17 protein-coding genes and 1 tRNA gene are annotated in these 20948 nt (G+C 54.9%); 9 read left to right on the top strand and 9 right to left on the bottom strand.

What is annotated here, in order from left to right; genetic code table 11:
* Nucleotides 1-10 precede the first annotated feature (10 nt).
* Nucleotides 11-415, bottom strand: a complete 405-nt coding sequence (locus tag CLV58_RS20560; RefSeq protein WP_106139711.1) for a hypothetical protein — start codon at nucleotides 413-415, stop codon at nucleotides 11-13.
* Between the two features lie 81 nt (nucleotides 416-496).
* Nucleotides 497-1213 carry a lipoyl(octanoyl) transferase LipB gene (gene lipB / locus CLV58_RS20555; protein ID WP_106139710.1) on the bottom strand — a complete coding sequence of 239 codons (717 nt, stop codon included), beginning with the start codon at nucleotides 1211-1213 and terminating at the stop codon, nucleotides 497-499.
* Nucleotides 1214-1296: 83 nt separating this feature from the next.
* Here lipB and CLV58_RS20550 point away from each other — a divergent pair, with 83 nt between their 5' ends.
* The 3 genes from CLV58_RS20550 to CLV58_RS20540 all read left to right on the top strand — a co-directional run bounded on the left by CLV58_RS20550 (nucleotide 1297) and on the right by CLV58_RS20540 (nucleotide 4991).
* Nucleotides 1297-1650 carry a YraN family protein gene (locus tag CLV58_RS20550; protein WP_106139709.1) on the top strand — a complete coding sequence of 118 codons (354 nt, stop codon included), beginning with the start codon at nucleotides 1297-1299 and terminating at the stop codon, nucleotides 1648-1650.
* Between the two features lie 186 nt (nucleotides 1651-1836).
* The gene (locus CLV58_RS20545; RefSeq protein WP_106139708.1) at nucleotides 1837-3333 is read left to right on the top strand and encodes a S41 family peptidase; all 1497 of its coding nucleotides are present in this window, start codon (nucleotides 1837-1839) and stop codon (nucleotides 3331-3333) included.
* A 173-nt stretch (nucleotides 3334-3506) separates the two neighbouring features.
* Nucleotides 3507-4991, top strand: coding sequence for a nicotinate-nucleotide adenylyltransferase (locus CLV58_RS20540; protein ID WP_106139707.1), 1485 nt, complete (start codon nucleotides 3507-3509; stop codon nucleotides 4989-4991).
* Here CLV58_RS20540 and CLV58_RS20535 read toward each other — a convergent pair.
* Nucleotides 4988-5416 carry a hypothetical protein gene (locus CLV58_RS20535; RefSeq protein WP_245882397.1) on the bottom strand — a complete coding sequence of 143 codons (429 nt, stop codon included), beginning with the start codon at nucleotides 5414-5416 and terminating at the stop codon, nucleotides 4988-4990. The two genes, CLV58_RS20540 and CLV58_RS20535, sit on opposite strands and share 4 nt — an antisense overlap.
* Before the next feature lie 76 nt (nucleotides 5417-5492).
* Between CLV58_RS20535 and CLV58_RS20530 the strand changes: the two genes are divergently transcribed.
* The gene (locus CLV58_RS20530) at nucleotides 5493-6182 is read left to right on the top strand and encodes a GNAT family N-acetyltransferase (protein ID WP_106139706.1); all 690 of its coding nucleotides are present in this window, start codon (nucleotides 5493-5495) and stop codon (nucleotides 6180-6182) included.
* Here CLV58_RS20530 and CLV58_RS20525 read toward each other — a convergent pair whose 3' ends face one another.
* Nucleotides 6183-7190, bottom strand: a complete 1008-nt coding sequence (locus CLV58_RS20525) for a CAP domain-containing protein (RefSeq protein WP_106139705.1) — start codon at nucleotides 7188-7190, stop codon at nucleotides 6183-6185. It lies immediately after the preceding gene.
* Between the two features lie 278 nt (nucleotides 7191-7468).
* Between CLV58_RS20525 and CLV58_RS20520 the strand changes: the two genes are divergently transcribed.
* Together CLV58_RS20520 and CLV58_RS20515 are read left to right on the top strand one after the other, a co-directional pair.
* Nucleotides 7469-7654, top strand: coding sequence for a hypothetical protein (locus tag CLV58_RS20520; RefSeq protein ID WP_106139704.1), 186 nt, complete (start codon nucleotides 7469-7471; stop codon nucleotides 7652-7654).
* Between the two features lie 95 nt (nucleotides 7655-7749).
* On the top strand, nucleotides 7750-11775 hold the full coding sequence (locus CLV58_RS20515) for an ATP-binding protein (RefSeq protein WP_170108750.1): 4026 nt from the start codon (nucleotides 7750-7752) through the stop codon (nucleotides 11773-11775).
* Between the two features lie 74 nt (nucleotides 11776-11849).
* On the opposite strand, the gene CLV58_RS20510 is transcribed toward CLV58_RS20515, so the two are convergent.
* The gene (locus CLV58_RS20510; RefSeq protein WP_106139702.1) at nucleotides 11850-14594 is read right to left on the bottom strand and encodes an NPCBM/NEW2 domain-containing protein; all 2745 of its coding nucleotides are present in this window, start codon (nucleotides 14592-14594) and stop codon (nucleotides 11850-11852) included.
* A gap of 382 nt (nucleotides 14595-14976) precedes the next feature.
* On the bottom strand, nucleotides 14977-15180 hold the full coding sequence (locus tag CLV58_RS28120; protein WP_146141491.1) for a hypothetical protein: 204 nt from the start codon (nucleotides 15178-15180) through the stop codon (nucleotides 14977-14979).
* 271 nt (nucleotides 15181-15451) lie between these two features.
* On the opposite strand from CLV58_RS28120, the gene CLV58_RS20500 reads away from it, so the two are divergent.
* Nucleotides 15452-15721: a hypothetical protein gene (locus tag CLV58_RS20500; protein WP_106139700.1), complete on the top strand. Its 270-nt coding sequence runs from the start codon at nucleotides 15452-15454 to the stop codon at nucleotides 15719-15721.
* 245 nt (nucleotides 15722-15966) lie between these two features.
* Here the strand turns inward: CLV58_RS20500 and CLV58_RS20495 are convergent, their stop codons facing one another.
* Nucleotides 15967-16833 (bottom strand): NmrA family NAD(P)-binding protein, encoded by an 867-nt coding sequence (locus CLV58_RS20495; RefSeq protein WP_106139699.1) that lies wholly within the window; start codon nucleotides 16831-16833, stop codon nucleotides 15967-15969.
* A gap of 89 nt (nucleotides 16834-16922) precedes the next feature.
* Here CLV58_RS20495 and CLV58_RS20490 point away from each other — a divergent pair, with 89 nt between their 5' ends.
* Nucleotides 16923-17861 (top strand): helix-turn-helix transcriptional regulator, encoded by a 939-nt coding sequence (locus tag CLV58_RS20490; RefSeq protein WP_106139698.1) that lies wholly within the window; start codon nucleotides 16923-16925, stop codon nucleotides 17859-17861.
* 67 nt (nucleotides 17862-17928) lie between these two features.
* Here the strand turns inward: CLV58_RS20490 and CLV58_RS20485 are convergent, their stop codons facing one another.
* Together CLV58_RS20485 and CLV58_RS20480 are read right to left on the bottom strand one after the other, a co-directional pair.
* The gene (locus CLV58_RS20485) at nucleotides 17929-18537 is read right to left on the bottom strand and encodes a hypothetical protein (RefSeq protein ID WP_106139697.1); all 609 of its coding nucleotides are present in this window, start codon (nucleotides 18535-18537) and stop codon (nucleotides 17929-17931) included.
* Between the two features lie 161 nt (nucleotides 18538-18698).
* Nucleotides 18699-18771: transfer RNA gene (locus tag CLV58_RS20480), tRNA-Gly, on the bottom strand.
* Between the two features lie 118 nt (nucleotides 18772-18889).
* Here CLV58_RS20480 and CLV58_RS20475 point away from each other — a divergent pair.
* A complete protein-coding gene (locus tag CLV58_RS20475) occupies nucleotides 18890-20944 on the top strand; it encodes an OPT family oligopeptide transporter (RefSeq protein WP_106139696.1) in 2055 nt (684 codons plus the stop codon).
* Nucleotides 20945-20948 lie beyond the last annotated feature (4 nt).

Raw genomic sequence — 20948 nt, 5'->3', positions numbered from 1 at the left:
CCTGTAAAAGTTATGCGTGTAAAATTCCTTCCAGCCCCAGTAACGGCACCGTTGCGAGGTTTTCCTCGATGATGCTGTCCGGGACAAAGATGAATTTTTTGTCAAAAATCTGGTCGCCAATAAAATAGCTGACCCAGTACTCATTATTGAGATGAAACACGTCGGGCATGATCGTTTCAACAATCTCATGTCCGCCCGGCTTGATCTCGGCAAAAAAGTGCCGCAGCGTCGACGTCTTCTGCTCTTCGTCATCTTTCTGTCCGTAGCCTTTCGAGGTCACAAACACGTTCGTGATCGGCGCGTCGTTCTGGTTGAGGATAAACACCCGCCAGTCGTACTGCCCCAGTTCGTTTTCCTGCCGGGCAATCGCTACCTGTACGCCCTCAACGGGCAAAAAATTTATGTCTTTCTTCATACTCGTTTCCGCATTCTTGGTGGCCCGGCTTCAACGGACCCTGACTGTCTGACAACTCTGATTCCGGTGCAGGCAGTCGATTCAATACACAAAGGCAAACAGATTGCCCAAGTGATAGCGCACCCGTTCGGCAACCTCAGCCAGCGGCACATCATGGCCCAGTTCAGCCGCCAGCGACGTCACGGCCTTGTCGGCGATACCACAAGGCACAATATGGTTAAAATACGACAAATCCGTATTGACGTTCAACGCGAAGCCATGCATCGTTACCCAGCGGCTCGCCTTCACGCCCATCGCGCAGATTTTACGGGGTCGTGTGCCTCCGTCGAAGTCGAGCCACACACCGGTTAATCCATCGATACGACCCGCCGTCAGGCCGTAGTCGGCCAGTGTCAGGATGATGCCTTCTTCCAGCAACCGCATGTACTGATGAATATCGGTGAAAAAATTCTCCAGATCCAGAATGGGATATCCGACCAGTTGACCAGGGCCGTGGTACGTAATGTCGCCCCCGCGCCGAATCTTGTAGAACGTTGCGCCATACTCACTGGCCAGCCGCGCTTCGTCGATCAGCAGGTGGCTTTCGTGCCCGCTCGTACCCATCGTGTACACGGGTGGATGCTCACAAAACAGCAGGTAATTGGCGGTCGGCTCGTGCAACTCAACCGACCGGTTTCGGTTGGCCAGTTTCGTGGCTACGATGTCGGCAAACAATCGTTCCTGTTCATCCCAGGCATCCTGATAACCAACTTTTCCCAGGTGCCGCACGGCGACTTGCTTATTCAGTACACTATTCATTGTTTTACAACTCCGCGATGCGTCGCTACTGTATAACAGGCTGGAAGCGGGCTTCGTTCGGATTTTCCACACCATACGAACCAATGGCACAACACAACGAAACCGGCCGACAGGGTGAGGCCGAAGCCGCCCGTTTTCTCCGCGAAAAAGGCTACGATATCCTGACAACCAATTTTCGCTACCAGCATGCCGAAATCGACCTGATTGCGCAGCGGGGCAAACTACTAGTATTTGTCGAGGTCAAAACACGCACCGGCACCGCTTTTGGCAATCCGGAAGAGTTCGTTTCCTACACCAAAGCCCGGCTGGTGATGAAGGCGGCTGAACACTACATTTTCACCCATAACTGGCACCACGACGTGCGGTTCGACATTATCGCCATTCTGGTGTCGGGCAGTGCGCAGCGCATTCGGCATATCGAAGATGCATTCAGCTGACAAACAGTGGCTTTACCATCGATACCGACCTACCGGCAATGGCATACTCACTGCGTAGTTATCTCCTATCAGCACTACATAGGCGGGAAATAGGACTATGCGTAAAAATGCTTGTGTAGTTGGCAACTATAGTGACTATCTTGTACGTTTATAGCCTATACACTTAGGCACTTTCCAACTTACTCTATGCACTTTATCAGCGCTCTACGACAGACACTGCTTGTCGCAGCATTCGGTACCGTTGTGCTTTCGTCCTGTAAGCGTGAACCCGACGTTGCGCCCTCGACAACCACTTCTACGACGTCAACGACCACGACCTCATCGGTTTCGACGCTGGAGGTTAACAACTGGGTGCTGGATTCCATGCGAATCTATTATTACTGGAACGACAAAATTCCGGCCAATCCCGATAAGTCGCTGCAAACCGGAGGCCCCGGAGGCTTCTTCGATTCGATCCTGTACAAATACAATGCAACGACAAACAGAGACGGTGATCGGTTCTCCTGGATTGCTCAAAGCGCAGCTGACCTGAGCGCCAGCCTGGGTGGACAGAGCAAAACGGAGGGCTTCGAGTTTCGTTTAGGCTACCGGTCGAGTGCTCGCACCGAGATCGTTGGGGGTGTTATCTATGTGTTGCCCGGTTCACCCGCTGACAAGGCAGGCATCAAACGCGGAGACATCTTCTATAAAGTCAACGGATCGCGGCTGACAACCAGCAACTATCAGTCAGTACTCTCAGCGACAGGCGATACAAAAACATACACGTTCGGTACGATTGGTAGCACTGGATTAGTCGACAGCGAAATCACGAAATCAGTTACAGCCGTTGTATTTCAGGAAGACCCCGTACTCTTCGACTCGACTTATACGGTTGGCTCGAAGAAAATAGGGTACCTCGTTTACAACCAGTTTATTCCCGGCGTGTACAACGCAACAACGCGCGTCACAGACAATACCTTTGACAATAAAGTCGACGCTGTGTTTGGCAAGTTTAAATCGCGGGGGGTCAATGAGCTTGTTCTCGATTTGCGTTACAACCCAGGGGGTAACGTCGGATCGGCTATCAATATGGCTAGTCTCATCAGCCCAAACGCTAGTACGTCCACGGTTTTTGCTCGGTATGAGCTGAACAAAAATTTTATGGCTGCTTACCAGGCACAAGGAGTTGCGGATCAGCTCAGTTACAAATTCCGCAGCAAGGCAAACAACATTGGTAGCAGTCTTCAACGGGTATTTATACTTACAGGTAGCGGAACAGCTTCGGCCAGTGAGTTAGTTATCAATGGTTTAAAGCCATTTATGAACGTTGTTATTGTTGGCGATACAACAGTGGGCAAAAACGTTGGTTCGCGCACAATCTATGATCCGACGAACCGGATTCAGTGGGGTATGCAGCCCATCATTGTCAAGATTTTCAACTCGAAAGGCGAGTCGGATTACACGGCGGGGTTTGCGCCTAACGTGGTCAAGTTCGAGCCGCTGAACCCGCTGCCATTTGGCGATACGCGTGAGACGCTGCTCAACGAAGCCATGTATCAGATCACCGGTGCGCGGTCAGGTCGCCGGGCCGCTACTGCCGATGTTGGTGTACAACAGGATGTATTCTCGTCCGTTTCTAAAAAAGCGGGGGGTAGCAATATGTTTGTCGACGAGCAGGCAATCCCATCCCTCAAAAAACGGTAGCTCGGTTTAACTCCTTCAGAAAGGCAGGCTACGGTCTGCCTTTCTGCGTTTAAACGATCAGCTATCTTTTTAGTCCAATTATTGCCTTGTATTGACCAATACGGCAACACAGAAAGACGCAGACCGGTTACGTATATTTGATCGGTCAATTCGTCAGTAAGCTAGCAGTTCCAATGTACGACAAGAATATAGGCACCAAGCAGAAGGCGTTACGCATCAACCTCGACCGCCGTATTTATGGCTCCTTTGCCGAAATTGGGGCGGGACAGGAAACGGCCGCCATGTTCTTCAAAGCGGGTGGTGCGTCGGGCACGATTGCCAAAACCATGTCGGCCTACGACATGACCTTCAGCGACTCGATCTACGGCGTGGAAGAAAGCGGCCGGTACGTGGTCGAATCACGGCTGGTCAAGATGCTGAGTAAGGAATACACCCTGCTCGAAAAACGACTGGCCGAAAAGCGGGGGCCTGACACCACGTTTTTTTCCTTCGCCAATACCGTTGTTGCGCTTAACTATCAGAAAACCAACGAAGCCCACGGCTGGATCGGGTGCCGGTTTCAGCTAACCCCCCAGTCGGGTTATAATGACGTGATCATTCACGTCCGGATGCTCGACAACGAGAACGTGCTGCAACAGCAGGCGCTGGGCGTCATCGGCGTCAACCTGATTTACGGCTGCTATTACTACGCCAAAACGCCCGAAACGCTGGTGCTGTCGCTCATGGACGATCTGTCACCGGAGCGCATACAGATTGACATGATCCGGTTCAGCGGTCCCGATTTCGCGACCGTCGACAATCGGTTGATGACGCTGCATCTGGTCAAGAACGGCTTTACCGATGCGGCCCTGTTCGGACCCGACGGGCAGGCCCTGCAACCGTCGGAAGCGCTGTACAAGAAGCACATTCTGGTGATGCGTGGCCGCCTGCGCCCACTGACTAACGTGCAGCTCGATATGATCGAGAACAGTCAGAAGCAGTTTATGGCCGAAGACGACGTTGATGAAAACCGGGTCATCTCGATGGCCGAGCTGACCCTGCACAATCTAAAAGCCAACGAGCAGGGCATTGACGAAAAGGACTTCCTCGACCGCGTCGATATTCTGTGTTCGATGGGACTGGCGGTGATGATTTCCAACTATTTAGAATATTACAAGCTGGTCGCGTATCTGGCCCGGCTCACGCGGCTCAAGTGCGGGCTGGTCGTCGGTATTCCCAATCTGGAATACATTTTCGATGAGGGGCATTACGAATTCCTGCCGGGCGGTATTCTGGAATCGTTTGCCATGCTGTTCAGCCGTAAGATCAAGCTGTTTGTTTATCCTACGCTGCGCGACGGGGCCATTTACAGCTGCGAAGATTTCAAGCTGCCGCCCACGCTGGAACCGCTGTATCAGTACCTGATTCGCAACGACAAGATCGAGGCTATCCGCAACTACAACGAAGAGAACCTGCATATTTCGACCGATGCCGTGCTGGAAATGATTCAGGAAGGGCGCGACGGCTGGGAAAGTCTGGTACCGGCGCGCGTGGCCGAGCAGATCAAAAGCAACTGCCTGTTTGGGTACCCCTGCGAAGTGGAATACATACCCATCGGGCAGCAGGTACGGCAGCAGCAGGAACAGGAGCAGGGAGTTGCCGACGTCACACCGGGTTAAGGCGCGACATACTCGACGGTGGCGTTGGCAAACGAACGGGCAAACTGATCAACCAAACGGTTGAGTACCAGAAAGCCCGTTTTGGTTTCGCCCTCGTGCGTGAACGGCTGGTCGGTGTCGGCCCAGTCTGACGGACGACCTTCGGCGGTGAAATGGGCTGTTCCCCCATCCACGCTAACCAGCACCCGCATCGACGGCGCAACATTTTCGTTTAACTCAGTCGACAGCGTGTACGTTTGTTCGTCCGTCTGTTCGATCACGAATTCCTGCGTTTCCAGGAATCCCGATACCGCCCTGAACAGTGCCGAGTCGGGCTGGGCCGTAACCAGATCAACGCCGGTTGCGCCGGCAGGAATTGACTGGGCGTACCCGCCCCGGAGAATCAGTAGCCACAGCAGGCAACTCAGGATCAGTGCATGTTTCACCGGATAAAGATACCGCAATCGATTCGGTTGTTCTTGCTAGTTTAGTACGTACCTACGCAAATCACCCCACCTGCCCATGAAAGGACATGAACTGGACTGGTATCTGAACATCGGCTTCTTCCGGATGCATCAGGACATGTTTACGTGCCAGTACATCATGCACGACAATACCGCCTGTCCGGTTCACTGGCTCCGGCTGACGATCCCGGAAGTCGTTCTGGGCGAGAAACAACGGCGGCTGGTGCGTGTCAACCGTATATTTCAGCGCAGTATTGCTCCGTTCGTATTGACCGATGAGATCGAACAGTTGTACGCGCTGTACCGGGCCAACGTCTCGTTCGACGCACCCGAATCAGTGGCGTACTGGCTCAAAAGCGGTAACGCGTACACGCAGTTTGACACGCGGGCGGTTGAGATTCGTGACAACGGGCGACTGATTGCGATGGGCATTTTCGATCAGGGGAACCGGAGTATCGCCGGAATCATGAATTTCTACCACCCCGACTACGCCCGCTACAGTCTGGGCAAGTACCTGATGCTGGAAAAAATACAGTACGCGCAGGACCACCAGAAGCAGTATTATTATCCCGGCTACCTCGTCAGCAATTACCCCAAGTTCGATTACAAGCTGTTTCCCTGTCAGGCGGCCACGCAGGTGTTCGATGCGGGCACGCATCAGTGGTTGCCTTTCGCCTGGGATACCGTACACCGACTGGCAACCGAAACACTTAACGAATTACACTACGACCCGTTTACCGATAGCTGACTATTTCGACAACGGATCGATTACCCGCACGGTGTAGGTGTACGAGCGGGTCTGCCCGCCTTGCCTGACGTTCTGAATCGTCACATCGTATGACTGATCGGTTGTGGGTTTTGAAACGGCTTCTACTTCCCAGATCAGGGCATTGTCACCATAGTTCGTATCCGTACTGCTGACGATAGTGGCCGGTACTGTTTTGCCCTCTTTCGTTACGCTGACCGTGCTTTTCGAAAAATCAGCGCCGGACAGTTGAAACGACCACCGGGGAAATACGAGCTGATAGGGATTGTATCCGGCCACGGGCCAGCAGACGTATTCGGCACGCGTCGCCATCCGGTTGGTGGAAAACGAGCTCAGATTCATCGGCAGCGCGTTATAAGCGATCTTCGATTTTGGATGCAGTATGTTGCCCGTTCCCATCACGGTAACGGCCGGCGATAGTAGCCATCGCCGGTGACCAACATCCGCGTTATTATCGCCTTTATCGGCAATGTATTGAGTAATGAAGTCCGGATTCGAGCCGCCCGCCTGTGCCAGATTTGAGTTAACGACGGCCCATTCGCCCTCGATTGAATGGCATTTCCAGCTCTTCTTCACGGCATGGGTCAGCACGCCCGCTTCACCCAGCATCAACACCCCTTTTTGCGCTTTCCGGTTCAACGAATCGGCAAAGACGACCTTACCATCGATGCCTGCCATGGCCCGGTAGAAATTGAGCCGGCTTGCCTGTGCCGTAATGTACGCAGCCGACACCGTTCCTTCGTTGCAGTTGCTGACGTTCCCCGACCAGTTCATGGACGGTACGCCGGCGAACTCTTTCGTGTAGGCATCAACGACTACCTGGCGGCTTGTCACATCCAATACGGTTGACGAAGCCCCTTTCACCAGCACCACCGGTTGTGGTTCGGGCTGCGGATCGATTGTACCCGCAGGCTGGCACCCATTCAGGGCGACAGCACACAGCAGAGCGGCTGTACGCAGGCGAATAAAGGCGCGTAGCTTATTTTTCATAATCGGGCATGGATACGGGATAATAAAGCGCAGCGGCAATACGGGTACGGCCGATTCGGTTGACCGATCAAACTAACCGAATTATACATATAAATATATACAACAAGTTACAAATATTGTTTTTTGCATAACCATAGATAATTTCAGGTACGCTTACTGTATCATCAGGCCCTTGTGATGAAACCTCGTTTATGAAGTACTGCGATCAACAGAATGGTAGTTTTCCGGTTGTACTAGGTAATTAATCAAAAAGCTACCTGTCAACGGAACATCGCACTATGGAGAACAAATCAGGTTACCAGCCCGGCGACGTGGTCACACTGCTGGAGGGAGGAAAAGCACCCATGACAGTAAAATCGGTTAAGAACGGCGGTATGACCATCGTGTGCGTCCCGAACAATGATTCGAATGCGAGCGAAGAAGAATTCGACGCGACGAAGCTGACGAAGCTGGACGCTAACTAATCAGCTACTCCCGGCACCAGACGGGCCACTTCCGGAAAGAAGTGGCCCGTCTGGTGTTGCGTAATCATATGTTAAGGTACCTGACAGGGAGTAACATGACAGACCAGCGGCAACAGCATAGTACGCGGTGGTTGGCGGAGAGGTGGCTGGCTCTACTATTCGGACTTGCTATTGTCGCCGATCTGAGGGCGCAACCCGCGCAACTGCCCGCCCCCGAAACGATTACCGCCCGGCAGGGACTACCGCAGGCGTTCGTGCCCGCCATTACGCAGGACAAGCGCGGCTTTATCTGGATGGCTACGCGCGACGGGCTGGCCCGGTACGATGGCTATACATTCAAGGTTTTTCAGCCTAAGAATACCCCACGCCCTTCCTTATCTTCTCCTGGTCTGACCCGGCTGTCGATCTCCCCGGACGGTTATCTTTGGATTCAAAATGATCAGTTTGGGCTCGATGGCTTCGATCCCCTCCAGGAAACATTCGTCAATCTCTCACGCGAGCCTGCCTATCAGCGCGCCTTCGCCAAAGACACCCTGGTCGACGTTTATCCCGATTCGCACCAGCGGCTTTGGCTTATTTTCCGCCAGAGTGGCCTAAGCTGTTATGACCTGAAAAGCCGTCGGTTTATCCATTACTCAACGCGGTCGAAAGTGCCTGGCACGCAGTCGGCATTTGCCGTGGCGGAAGACGGCTGGAACCAGCTCTGGCTCGCTACGGATCGGGGGTTGAGCCGGTTTGATTCAACTACCCGGCAATTCATTCCTGTTGGCTACCCGACCCGAAATGACCAAGCCCGAACACCGCTGACTGACCCCATTCGCCGGCTCTACCGACGCCCGAATGGCGAACTTTGGCTGTGTACCAACCAAACCCTGACCCGCTGGAACCCTAAAACCGGCCATACGGTGGTGTATCCGCTGGCGGGCCCAAACAAGCGGGCGGACTGGCCGCAGCAAATTACGGCTGATAGTCAGGGAAACGAGTACCTGAGACTGGACCAGCAACTATTCCGCTACACAGAGACGCAAGGGCTGCAGGCCCTGACGCCACCCGGGGGCGCGGCTATGTACGTGTCGCTGTTCATCGACCGCTCCGACGTGCTCTGGCTGGGTACGGATCTGATCGGTGTGCATAAAATAAATCTGCGGGCAACTCCCTTTCACAATACCGCCAATCGACGCTCGTTCATCGACGACTGGTTACTCAATTATGTTGGCCTGTCAACCAGCCAGTTACCTGCCTGGCCAAAAGAAACTACATCCTATAATCTGCGAACAACGATTGACAAAAACGGGCAGGTATGGTTCGCGGCTGGTGGTACGCCACTCTATCAACTCAATCCAGTTACCCGCCAACTTACCGCAAAGGCGGGTCCGATAGCGCTACGCGACTACCTACTGGAACGCCCGACCCTGCTCGCTACCGACCCCGACGGGCAGGTATGGCTAGCGCACCCCGACTGGATAGGCCATTACGACGCAATCCGAAATCAGTGGGTCCAGTTCAGCACAGCTATCGCGCCGATCATTCGATCGCCCATGCTAAAACTGGTTGTCGACCGCCAGGCGCTATGGATAGCCACCGCCAGCGCCGGTCTTTACCGGGTCAGCCGGCAAAGCGGGCAGATTCAGCAGTATCAGCGCGACGCGCATAATCCAGCTTCGATTAGCAGCAACAACCTCTACTGGCTTTCGGATGATCCGCTGGATGCGAACCGGCTCTGGATCGGTACCTTCGGCAGCGGCCTGTGCCAATTTGACAAGCGCACCGGGCGTAGCATTCACATCACCACCCGGCAGGGCTTACCCAATAATGTCGTGTACGCTGCCATCCCAGATCGTTGGGGATCGGTGTGGATAGCCACTAATCAAGGAATGGGGCAACTCGATCGGCACACGGGGCATATTCGCATCTACCGGCAGGAGGATGGCCTGATTAACGACGAGTTTAACCGCTTTCATGCGGTGTTGATGCCCAACGGGCAGATTGTGCTGGGGGGGATTTCCGGCCTGGTCGGCTTCATGCCTCGAACAATCCGACCCGATACGTTCCAGCCTGTCGTACAATTATCCGACGTACTGGTCAACAACCGGATCTGGCCGCTCGACTCGCTCCTGAAACCAGGCGGGAACGGCCAGCTGGAAACACTCAGCCTGCCCTACAACCAGAATTTTGTCACGGTTCGCTTTGCGGCCATGCAGTACAACCGGCTGGGGCAGGCCATGTACCGCTACCGGCTGGGCGGTCTTTCACCCGACTGGGTGACGACCAGCCGACCGGAAGCGATTTTCACCGCGCTCCCCCCCGGTCAATATGATCTCCGGATACAGGCGGCCAACACAAGCGGGCAGTGGAGTCGGCATGTTCGGCAACTGCGTATCGACATCGGCTTTCCCTGGTGGCAGACCGGCTGGGCGTACGCTGGCTACAGTTCACTGGTTATTGGCCTGATATTGACGTTTAGCCAATTTCGAAACCGGCAACTTCGGCAGCGACAAGACCAGCTCAACCAGCAACGCGAAGCCGACCAGCTACGACGGCTCGATGAATTGAAAACCCGCTTCTTCGCCAACGTAACGCACGAACTCCGAACGCCACTCACGCTGATCCTGGGCCCGACCCAGCAGTTAAAAGCGCGGCTGCATGGCCCCGAAAATCAGCAGTGGCTGGCCCTCATCGATCGGCAGGCGCAACAGTTGCTCGCCCTGACCAACCAGTTGCTGGATCTATCAAGGCTCGAAGCAGGCGTGGTGCAGGTACACGCGCAACCCGGCGACCTGGTTACGTTTGTAGCCCAGCTTATCGAGTCAGTTCGGCCCGAGGCCGACCGGAAAGGCCTGACTCTTGGGCTAACCAACGAGTTGACCCGCTCGCGGTACCGGTTCGACGCGGAGAAGCTTGAGCGCATCACCCTGAATCTGCTCACCAACGCCATCAAGTTTACCCGGCAGGGAAGCGTACAGGTGACACTGCGGGGGGCGGTCGAACTAGTAGTAGACGATACCGGGCCGGGACTGACGGACAGCGAGCAGGCGCGGGTTTTCGATCGTTATTATCAGGCCAAACCCAGCTCGGCATCAGCCCCAGGGTCGGGCATCGGACTGGCACTGGTGAAAGAACTGGTGACGCTACAGCGGGGTACGGTGCGGGTTACCAGCCCCTGGGCAGACGCCCATAGCGGTACGCGGTTCGTTGTCAGCTTACCCTACCAACCGGTTGCCGAACTGTCAGACAGCCCCCAGACCGGTTCGGCACCGCTGTCTGTTACCCATAGCCAGCCCCCGGCAACGCCCGGCAATCCGCCCCCCGACACGACCCCACTGATACTGGTAGTCGAAGACCAGGCCGATCTGCGGGCCTTCATCGGTCAGACGGTAGCGGATCTTGGTCGTATCCAGTTGGCCGAGGATGGACAGGTAGGCTGGGAGACCGCGCTGGCGCTGGGCCCCGACCTGATTATCAGTGACGTACTCATGCCCCGTATGGATGGACTTGCCTTATGTCGCGTCCTGAAAGAAGACTTGCGCACCAGCCACATTCCTGTACTGTTGCTAACGGCTAAAACGACCTTCAGCGACCGTATGCAGGGGCTGGCAGGTGGTGCCGATGCGTATCTGGCCAAACCCTTCCATCCGGCCGAACTCCAGCTACAGGTGCGTAACCTGCTGGCCCGGCAGCAACGACAGCGGGCCAGGCTACAGGAGCAACTCCTGCGCCCCGATGCGATACCGGCCGCTCCCTCCGCTACCGACGAGTCGCCGTTTGCGACACCCTCTCTCAACCCCGACCCGTCTTTCACAACGCAGCTTCAGACCATACTGGCTCAGCACCTGAGCGACCCCCGCTTCAGCGTCGAAGAACTGGCCAGCGCCCTTCAGTTAAGCCGGGTGCAGCTCTACCGGAAAGTGAAAGCCCTCACCGGCTTTACCGTTACCGAACTGCTGCGTAATTACCGACTGGGACAGGCGCGTCAGCAGTTACGCACTACCGCGTCGGTGGCCGACGTGGCCGAAGCGGTAGGCTTCGAGAGCGCCGGTTATTTCGCTCGCTGCTTCCGAGAACAATATGGCCTGACACCCACCGCCTACCAACAGGGTGAAGAGTCGCTGCCCTCAGCCTGAATCCAAGCATCCGTATTTTCGGTCATCCCTACGATAGCGATGACCGAAAATTGACACGCGTAGCAGCTGATAGCTTATTCAGCCAGCAAAACTCGTTTGGTGATGCGCTGTACGCCCTGTTGTAACAGGAGCAGATACGACCCACGCTGTACAGAACCGACGGGCACGCGAACGACATTTTCGCCAGCAGTTGCCTGATGCGTTGTTTTCAGCACCGGACGGCCACTCATGTCCAACAGGTCAACCTGGGCCTCGCCGGGCTGCTCGGCCTGATACCGCAGCCAGATTTCATCTTTCGCCGGTACGGGATACACCTGTACCGGATCAGAGTCAATCCGTTCGGCCAGCACCGCAGCACCGATACGAGCGCTGCCCGCCGGAACGAGCCGGGCACCGGCCCAGTCGCCGTGATCACCACAGGCATCGCCGTTGCTGGCAACCACCAGCCGCAATGTCTGCTTACCCCGTACGTCCAGATTCAGCGATTTAGTCGGTGACGTCGGTAGCATCAGGGTGCTTTCGTACACCAGCGCATTGTCGGCATAGACCCGGAAAATCACGGAGCCACAGTCCCGGTCGCCCATTTCGTCGTCGACGCCGATGTCCGTCAGGAATGTTTTGTAGCGGCCGGCCAGGTTATAGACAATTTCCGAGTTAGCGTGGCAACCCAGCCCTTTCGCGTAGGTTGTCCCGTTTAATTTTATGGTTCGGCCATCGCCTGCGGCCGCATTACCATTGCTCATATCCAGTTCCACCGGTCCGTAGCCATTGGTTACGCTAACCCAGTTCAGGTCAGACAGGTAAACGGAGTTCGTCGTACCGTCGTTGGCTTTGAAAAGCACCAGTGAGGTAAGGGGTGCCAGCGTTACCTTGCCTGCGTACGCTTTGTTCCAGCCGTCGACGTAATTGCCATCCAGCGACACCGTACTTGGGTTGGCCGACGGATTGTGGTAGAATCGGATGTAGTCGGCCACGTTGCCCGATTTGATGTACGTGGCCGGGCTGTTGAGGGATGCGGCATCTTTACCGAACTGACTTTGCCACTGCGCCAGTGGTAGCAGCGCCCCCGTCGTGCTGTTGTAGACCGCCAGAATTTTACCGCCATCGCTGGCCGGGCGGGCGTAGACGTTTCGATCGATGGTCCCATAGCTCGACAGATCGTTGGCGTTCGATTCGAACTTGGCAACCAGCTGACTTGCCGTGCGACTGACGAACGTATTATTCTGTACCGTGTTGTTGCGCATCGGGCAGGCACCACCCGTATGCAGCATCGCCAGTTGCGACTCGTTGTTATTGAACGCCGTGTTGCCCGTCATCTGTACGGTCGACGTGCCGTGCAGGTAGAAGCCGTAGCCGTAGCAGTTGAACACCGTATTGCCCGTCACTTCGGCGTTGGTCGAGCAATCGTCGAGGTAGATGCCGTGCGCAGCCGTGTTGCTTTTGTACGACGTTCCCTCGAACGGACCATTGCCTCCGTAAACGATGTTCGACAGAATGCGGATGTTGCCCTGGGCCTGCCGGTTGCCATTCCAGGTGTAGATACCACTGCCATCGCTCTTGGTCATGCAGAAGTTCGAGATCAGGTTTTTCTGGACGACCGTGCTGTTGGTGAACGTAAGCGCATTATACCCGATATTGTCGATGATGTTGTTCTCGATCAGCGTATTGGACGGGCCATTCGTCTGAAAGCCGACGTACTGCCCGTCGCCACTGCCACCCCGACCGGCTACCATACCCACCCGTTGAATCGTGTTGCCCCGGCAGGTAACGTTGGCGTACCAGCTTATCGATAGCCCATTGTTGTTCACATCCTGAATCTGACAGTTGTCAATCAGCACGTCATTGCCCGACCCGGTCAGGACCAGGCCGTCCGTACCAGCGTTGGTGATGTCATTACCGGAAAAGGTCAGGTTTGCACTATCCGTAGCCCGAATAGCGGTCGTTTGTGTCTGCGTAATCTGTAGGTTCCGAACCGTGACGTACGCGGCATTCGTCAGGCTGATGCCATCGCTTATCGTTGCCGTTATAAGCCGGCTGTTGGGGTTACTCCGGTTGTCGAACAGTTGAATCGTTTTGGTCGCCGGGTTATAATACCACTCCCCCGCCTGATCGAGGGTACCGGGATGATTCTGGATGAAAAAGCCCCAGCCGTCGGTTGGTGTGTAGTTACTGGTGTAGCTGAGTTGCAGGGTGTTTCCGCTCTGACCCGTAATAGTCGCCCGGTCGAGTATCCACTGCGCTGGCCGGATGACGGCCTCGCCCCCCGTCCAGTTTTTGGGCAACCCCTGCTGACTGGTGATCTGCGTCTTGCCGTTGTGCGATTGTACCGTCAGGTAGCCTTTGTTGGCATCGGTCAGGTTTGGATAGCGGCCCAATGGCAGGGCGGTTCCGTTACCGTACAGGCCGGCGATGCGGCTCCCGCAACTGGCGCAACTCGCCTGCCAGGTGTTATTGCCGATGTTGGTCCAGTTCGTAACGGGCACGGCACCCGTCAGTACCGGCTTGTTCCCACTACCGTACGCATCCACGACAATCGGCTTCCCAGCCGCGCCCGACTGCTTGATTGTCAGTGTACCCGAGAAGGTATCGTTTCGTTTCAACAGGATCGCATCGCCGGGTTTCAGCGTCAGTTGATTGACGCGCGCTATCGTCTGAAAAGGGTTGCTTTCCGACTTGCCGTCGTTTGTGTCACGCCCGGAACTAGCGACGTAATAGGTAGTTTGCCCAAAGCCGAGCTGTGGACTGGCGATTAGGCCAAGGTGGAGCAGGCCAGCGTACAGGGGCGCCAGCAAATAAGTACGGTTGGTAGAAATTGGCATTTCGATGGAGGAGCGTTACGTAGGCCAGCATCGCGCTGACCAATCCTCCGCTTGCCAAAAACTGTACCGATGTCACTCTTTAGAACAGCCCTCCTATAAACTCAATATACAGTATCGAAACCGTGCCATCTACGCAAGTTTTAGTCAGTTGTATACAACCAATCAACGTTGCTTTAGCCGTGTATTGCTGATTATTACCGGCTAATTGAATCGGCGCACCCGGTTCAATAGTTTTGCCAATAGCATTAAACCGGCCCATTGGCCTAAGCCGCTGGCAGCTTGCTACCGCCGGTGACTGAGCCAGTCGAGCACAGCAAGGGGGAGGCCGCTCGATCCCACGAGACAGCAAGAGAAGGTGCAGTAATCAGCGTCAATCCAACCGTTAGTCGAGTTGTTGTAAAATCGACGCCCGATCCCGCTCTACTAAAATCCCTTCCTGCGCTAACGCCAGCATCGGCGATGTAATCGTAAGTGTACGGAACCCGGTTGCTGTGTGAACCACTACGCCATAGGTATCATCGGCGCGCCGGGCATGGCCCCTGTACCGGGCCGTACGGGGAATGGCCAGATTAAGCAACGTTTGCATCAACGCAGCTTCCCGAAAGGTAGACTGGTCCGAACCGGACCCTGTTTGACTAGGTACTGATACCATTTTTTTAAAGAGGAGGTTGATCGAATCACAGCCATTCCAGGTCTGTTGCACCAGCCTGTCAATTGGTGCTGACGGCCGTTTCTGCTGAAACAACCGGATAGCGATTCATTTACTAAGTTTTTTATTAATGTGTTCATATGTAACAATAATGCTGCCAGTAAGCGTATATATTGCCACATAATCAAATAACCGGTTACCTTTTGTTATGAAAAACGGCTTTTCCTTGTATAAAAACCATCTACTAGCGAGTCAGGTTGCCAAGCGCGGTAGCTTTGCCTGGCAATACGGCCAACTGTTAACGGAAGCGTTCTATCTGGTAGGCGTCCGAAAACTATTCGACCTGCTGGAACAAGCCGACGAAACAGGCCAACATATCGAACTGGTATACACACCCACTGATGGCGTGACGATTCCTGTCGCGTTCGACATTCGGCTTGCCGATGAAACGAGCGAAACGCCAGCATTTCGTTACTGATAGCCGGGATTACCGCCTTACCAGCGTAGCGCATACGGTACACGTACGCGCAGCCTGTCTATCGCTAAGCAATTAGTTGGCCAACGTTACAGCATCGAGTGTATCGTAGCCTTCGGCAGTACGGGCAAGGTATTTGCTCTGGCCTTTTCCCAACAAAAAAAGGCTGACCCAACAGGCCCAGCCTTTCCGTTCGTATGGATTATCCACGCTGACTTTTTACTACAGATACTAGTTGTGGGTTACCGTCAGACAAACTGCCGGGCGTGTTCAGCGATAAAGGCTTCCATGGTCCGAGCCGGTTTAGCCAGAATCAGCGGAACAGCATCGCTAACGACATCCGCCTGCCCATTACGCTGTTCCTGCGCGTAGGCCAAAACTGTATCGATCAACCAGGACGGCATTCCTTTCTGGGCCATGCGCTGTCGGGCCTGATCAGGCTCAAGATCAATATAGGTTACGGGTTGACCAATTGTTCGGGCGATACAGCTGGCTAGCTGTCGGTAGCTCACGGCTTCCCCACCGGTAAGGAAATACGCTTTGTGGCGATGCTCCCGTGGTTGTGTCAGAATCGTATAAGCAACCGCTGCAATATCCCGCAGGTCGATAAACGCCCGCTTTCCGTCGCCGGTAGTCTCATAGATTGTACGTTCGTGGCGAACAGTGTGGGCCAGTTCGCCTAACCAGTTCTGCATAAACCCATTCGGACGCAACATAGTCCAGTTGAGATCCGAATGGTGCAGGGCCGCTTCAATCTGACCGTGCGCCCGTGCAATGGGTTGACTGGCGTTCACATCGACAGCACCGGACGATAGTTTGACAATATGCGCGGCCGCTTTCCGTCGCGCCACCTCGATAACGTTGATTTGCTGCCTGACCATATGCTCACTCATGGGCGACAGCAGAAACAAGCACTGCCCCGCGTCAATGGTCGGCTCCAGACTGACAGGGTCGTTCATATCAGCTTCGACCCAGTTTATATACGGTAATGAAACTGCTTTCTGTATGTTTCGGGTTACAGCCCGTGTACTGACCTTCGCATCGGATAATAGCTGTAGTACTTCTATGCCTATTTTACCGGTAGCCCCGAAGAGGGTAATTGTTGTCTGGCTCATTGTTCATGTTAGTTACCGACCCAAAAGTAGGTAGCGTCAATAGCTGACAATCAACGCAAAACGGCGTCAAAACAACGTAAAACGAAGTCATGAAAACGACGTACCAGCCCGGCGAAAATCAACGGCAATCTGACCCGCAGGAAACAGCACAAACAAGCCAACAAACGTTGGGCTATACACTACACACCAGCGAGATCCGGTTCGACGACTTCGGCTTGACCTGGGGCACCTACCTGAATCCGGCCCCACAGACGCTAACCGTTCATCCGTCCCGAACCGCTGTAGTGTCTCATATTCGTTTGACCGATAGCGGGTTTCCCAAACGTCCGAAAGCTGGTACGTTGGCCGAGAACCAGTTTGTCGTTTACAGAGAGCCGGCGCATGCCTATGATTTGCACTTAGCTGCCACAAGTAGTCGTCCCCGTCTTTTTTTTGAACTGAGTTTATCGGAAGGTTTCTTTACTCGTCTGCTAACCAATGAAAGCCCGTTCCTGACCAACTTCCCGGTTCAGCCTAGGCTCCCATCGCCCGATCTAACCTTTTCGGCGCGGGTCGTACCGGCGATGCACGCGCTGATCACGCAGATGCAGCAGACGACGTATCAAGGTCACCTCAGGGAGTTATATCTGGAAGCAAAAGCTATCGAGCTGTTTCTGGTACAGGTACAGCAGTTGGACGGATTACCGGCACTACGACCGATCACGCTGAGTGCGCGAGACATAGATTGTCTGTATGAAGTGAAAAACCAGATTGATGCGCACTATGAACAGCCGGGATCGCTTCTTGATTTAGCCAGACAGGTTGGCATCAATCAGCAAAAATTGAAACATGGATTCAAAGTCCTTTTCAACACAACAGTCTTCGGCTACGTTACTGAGGTCCGCATGGAAGAAGCTAAACGGCTTTTACTGGACGAAAGACTGCTGGTCAACGAAGTGGCTGACCGAATTGGGTATAAACACCCACATCATTTTACGGCGGCTTTCAAGCGTCGATACGGCTACTTACCAAAAGCGTTGAAATCGTAGCCATCTGCCCGGTTTGTGACCGGGCATGTAATGCTGATGAGCGGCCAATAGACCGTTTTCAAAGTAATTATTTCCTAAACGTCGTTACCGGTTCGGCGTAGATGCGCAAGCCGGGAATCTCGCGGGCTCCGTCAGCAATAGCCGCTTTTATAGCCGCTTCGTCAATTTTCCAGTAACCGTTGGGCAACTGATTAACGTCGACCACGTCGAATCGCCAGTCGAGCTTGACATTCTTGGGTAAGCTGATGGCATCAATCTGTGGACTCAGCCAGTCAGTCGACTCCTTAGTACCGTCTGTCGAATCAACCGGTGCCAGTTCGGCCTGCTGATGTTCCTGCACGCGCAGCATTTCCCGATTGTAATGATCAACCGCATCTTTCAGCGGCTGCATGGCCTTTACGATGGGATCGGTCAGTTGTTTTTCGATCGCCATCCAGTCGTGCTTTTGCTGATCGAGCTGCCGGGTAATTTTGAGTCGTTCTGCACTCACCAGTTTAATCAGCTCGTTCCCCTGCGCGACGTGCTTGACGAGCGCCTGATGCTGCTCGGGCGTACCGCAGAAAGCGGGTTGGCGACGCAGAAAGGCAACATAATCGTTGAGTGAACTTTCCAGTAGTTGCCGACCCGGCGATTCGGTTAAGGAGAGCGCAGTGGTAGTCTTAGAAGGAGTAGCCATATGAGCGTAAAGCCCCGGATACGGCTAAATGTTGGCCATTCCCCCGTTTTTGTTGCCCACTGCTGATGGTATGCAGCAAGTAACCGGTCTAATAAGCACAACCAACTTCCCAAAACGAAAGCAGCCGACTAACATGTTTGTTAATCGGCTGTTCGTTTATGAGCGGGAAATGAGTCTCGAACTCACGACCTGCAGCTTGGGAAGCTGCCGCTCTACCAACTGAGCTACTCCCGCGTTGAGGAAGACAAATGTGGCGCAAAGGGCCGTAAATTGCAAGCTAGTCCGGCAAACTTTATGCATTGTGCGCCGGGCTTCGTAGCTTACCCCACTCGACTACTCTTTTAGTCCGCTCATGACGTCGTCTGAACACAAACCATTTATTCCCGCTACCGAATCGCCCGCCGAATTCACGCTCAAAGCCATTATTACCGGCGCTGTCTTCGGTGTACTCTTCGGGGCGGCTACCGTCTATCTGTCGTTGAAAGCGGGGCTTTCGGTATCGGCCTCGATTCCTATCGCCGTGCTGGCTATTTCGCTGGGTCGTCGCTTTCTGAACACAACGATTCTCGAAAACAACATCATTCAGACGACCGGCTCGGCGGGCGAAAGTATCGCGTCGGGCGTCGTGTTCACCATGCCGGGCTTCCTGTTCCTGACCGACGGCATCGGTGCCGATTTCTTTAACTACTGGACCATCCTGACGCTGTCTATTCTGGGCGGACTGGTTGGTACGCTAATGATGATTCCGCTGCGCCGGTCGCTGATCGTGCAGGAGCATGGCACGCTACCCTACCCCGAAGGAACGGCCTGCGCGTCGGTGCTGATTGCGGGCGAACGTGGGGGCAACTTTGCCAAAACGGCTTATCAGGGACTCGGTATGGCGTTGCTCTACGCGTTTCTGCAAAAGGTGCTGCACGTAATCGCCGAAGTACCGGTATGGGCGACGAAGCAAACCAATCGGTACTTTCCGTCGGCGCAGGTGGCGGGCGAGATTACGCCGGAGTACCTGGGCGTGGGTTACATCATTGGCTTTCGTATCTCGGCGGTATTGGTCGGGGGCGGTATTCTGGCGTGGCTGGGGCTGATTCCACTGCTGGCGTCGGTAGTGCCGGGCGATACGATTGCGCTGCAACTGCAAAAGCTGGGCTATCTGACCAACCTGCAAACGGCGGGCGGACCGGGTGGCTGGAATCCGCAGACGCATACTTTCGCTGATACCGCAGCTGCCATCTACCGGGCGTACATCCGCCAAATTGGGGCGGGAGCCGTAACGGCGGGCGGCTTCATGACGTTGCTCAAAACCATTCCGACCATCGTTTCGTCGTTCAAACAGAGCTTTAGCCGGTCGTCGGTAGTGGCGATGGAAACCGAAGAACAACTCAGTACGAGTCAACGGACGGCGCGTACCGAGCAGGACCTCAGCGTGCGGATCGTACTGATTGGCAGCGTTGTGCTAATCGCGCTGATGATTGTTCTGCCCCAGATACCCGGCGACTCGCTGCTAACGAAAGCCCTGATCGCCCTACTAGTCATTGTCTTCGGCTTTTTCTTCGTGACCGTTGCCAGCCGCATCGTCGGGCTGATCGGGTCGAGTTCGTCGCCGGTGTCGGGGATGACCATTGCCACAATCATGGGAACGGCACTTGTGTTCATCGGCTTCGGCCTGACGGGGCGGGTCTACGAACCGGCGGTGCTGGTGGTGGGCAGTATGATCTGTGTGGCAGCCGCGAATGCGGGGGCTACGTCGCAGGATTTGAAAACGGGCTACCTCGTCGGGGCCACACCGAAGTATCAACAGATGGCGCTGTTCATCGGTGTTATCGTTTCATCGCTGGTCGTGGGCGCTACGGTCAAAATTCTCGACACACCCACGCCCGATTTGCTGGCGCAGGGTATTACCCACGCGATCGGTTCCGACAAATTTCCTGCGCCACAGGGCACGCTGATGGCGACGCTGATCAAAGGGCTGCTTTCCTTTAACCTCGACTGGCAGTTTGTGCTGGTCGGCGCGTTTATCGCCTTCGTGTTTGAACTCTGTGGCGTCAGCGCACTGGCCTTTGCCGTTGGGCTCTACCTGCCTTTGTCAACGACACTCCCCATCTTTGCGGGTGGTCTGGTCAAGGCCATTGTCGACTGGAATGCGAAACGGAAGGGCGCTGTCGAAGAGGATGCAGACCTGGGCCGGGGCAGTCTATTTGCAACGGGACTGGTCGCCGGTGGGGCGCTGGCGGGCGTTGCCGTGGCCCTGCTATCGGTCAATGAGTCGATCTACAACACACTTACGTCGTTGACGCTGGAACGGGCGCTGGCAAGTGCGCTGGGCGAAGGTGGCTACATGATGCTGGGCGCGCTAGCCTTCGTCGGACTGGCCGTGTTGCTGGCCAAAGTTGGCGTAACACGCGCATAAATCG

Source organism: Spirosoma oryzae (assembly GCF_003002825.1).
Lineage (GTDB): Bacteria > Bacteroidota > Bacteroidia > Cytophagales > Spirosomataceae > Spirosoma > Spirosoma oryzae.
This window is presented reverse-complemented; position numbering and strand designations above follow the sequence as displayed.

Bases quoted from the DNA above. Each gene is read 5' to 3' on its own strand.
- CLV58_RS20560 (WP_106139711.1), bottom strand. From the start codon at position 415: ATGAAGAAAGACATAAATTTTTTGCCCGTTGAGGGCGTACAGGTAGCG.
- lipB (WP_106139710.1), bottom strand. From the start codon at position 1,213: ATGAATAGTGTACTGAATAAGCAAGTCGCCGTGCGGCACCTGGGAAAA.
- CLV58_RS20550 (WP_106139709.1), top strand. From the start codon at position 1,297: ATGGCACAACACAACGAAACCGGCCGACAGGGTGAGGCCGAAGCCGCC.
- CLV58_RS20545 (WP_106139708.1), top strand. From the start codon at position 1,837: ATGCACTTTATCAGCGCTCTACGACAGACACTGCTTGTCGCAGCATTC.
- CLV58_RS20540 (WP_106139707.1), top strand. From the start codon at position 3,507: ATGTACGACAAGAATATAGGCACCAAGCAGAAGGCGTTACGCATCAAC.
- CLV58_RS20530 (WP_106139706.1), top strand. From the start codon at position 5,493: ATGAAAGGACATGAACTGGACTGGTATCTGAACATCGGCTTCTTCCGG.
- CLV58_RS20525 (WP_106139705.1), bottom strand. From the start codon at position 7,190: ATGAAAAATAAGCTACGCGCCTTTATTCGCCTGCGTACAGCCGCTCTG.
- CLV58_RS20520 (WP_106139704.1), top strand. From the start codon at position 7,469: ATGGAGAACAAATCAGGTTACCAGCCCGGCGACGTGGTCACACTGCTG.
- CLV58_RS20515 (WP_170108750.1), top strand. From the start codon at position 7,750: ATGACAGACCAGCGGCAACAGCATAGTACGCGGTGGTTGGCGGAGAGG.
- CLV58_RS20510 (WP_106139702.1), bottom strand. From the start codon at position 14,594: ATGCCAATTTCTACCAACCGTACTTATTTGCTGGCGCCCCTGTACGCT.
- CLV58_RS28120 (WP_146141491.1), bottom strand. From the start codon at position 15,180: ATGCAAACGTTGCTTAATCTGGCCATTCCCCGTACGGCCCGGTACAGG.
- CLV58_RS20500 (WP_106139700.1), top strand. From the start codon at position 15,452: ATGAAAAACGGCTTTTCCTTGTATAAAAACCATCTACTAGCGAGTCAG.
- CLV58_RS20495 (WP_106139699.1), bottom strand. From the start codon at position 16,833: ATGAGCCAGACAACAATTACCCTCTTCGGGGCTACCGGTAAAATAGGC.
- CLV58_RS20490 (WP_106139698.1), top strand. From the start codon at position 16,923: ATGAAAACGACGTACCAGCCCGGCGAAAATCAACGGCAATCTGACCCG.
- CLV58_RS20485 (WP_106139697.1), bottom strand. From the start codon at position 18,537: ATGGCTACTCCTTCTAAGACTACCACTGCGCTCTCCTTAACCGAATCG.
- CLV58_RS20475 (WP_106139696.1), top strand. From the start codon at position 18,890: ATGACGTCGTCTGAACACAAACCATTTATTCCCGCTACCGAATCGCCC.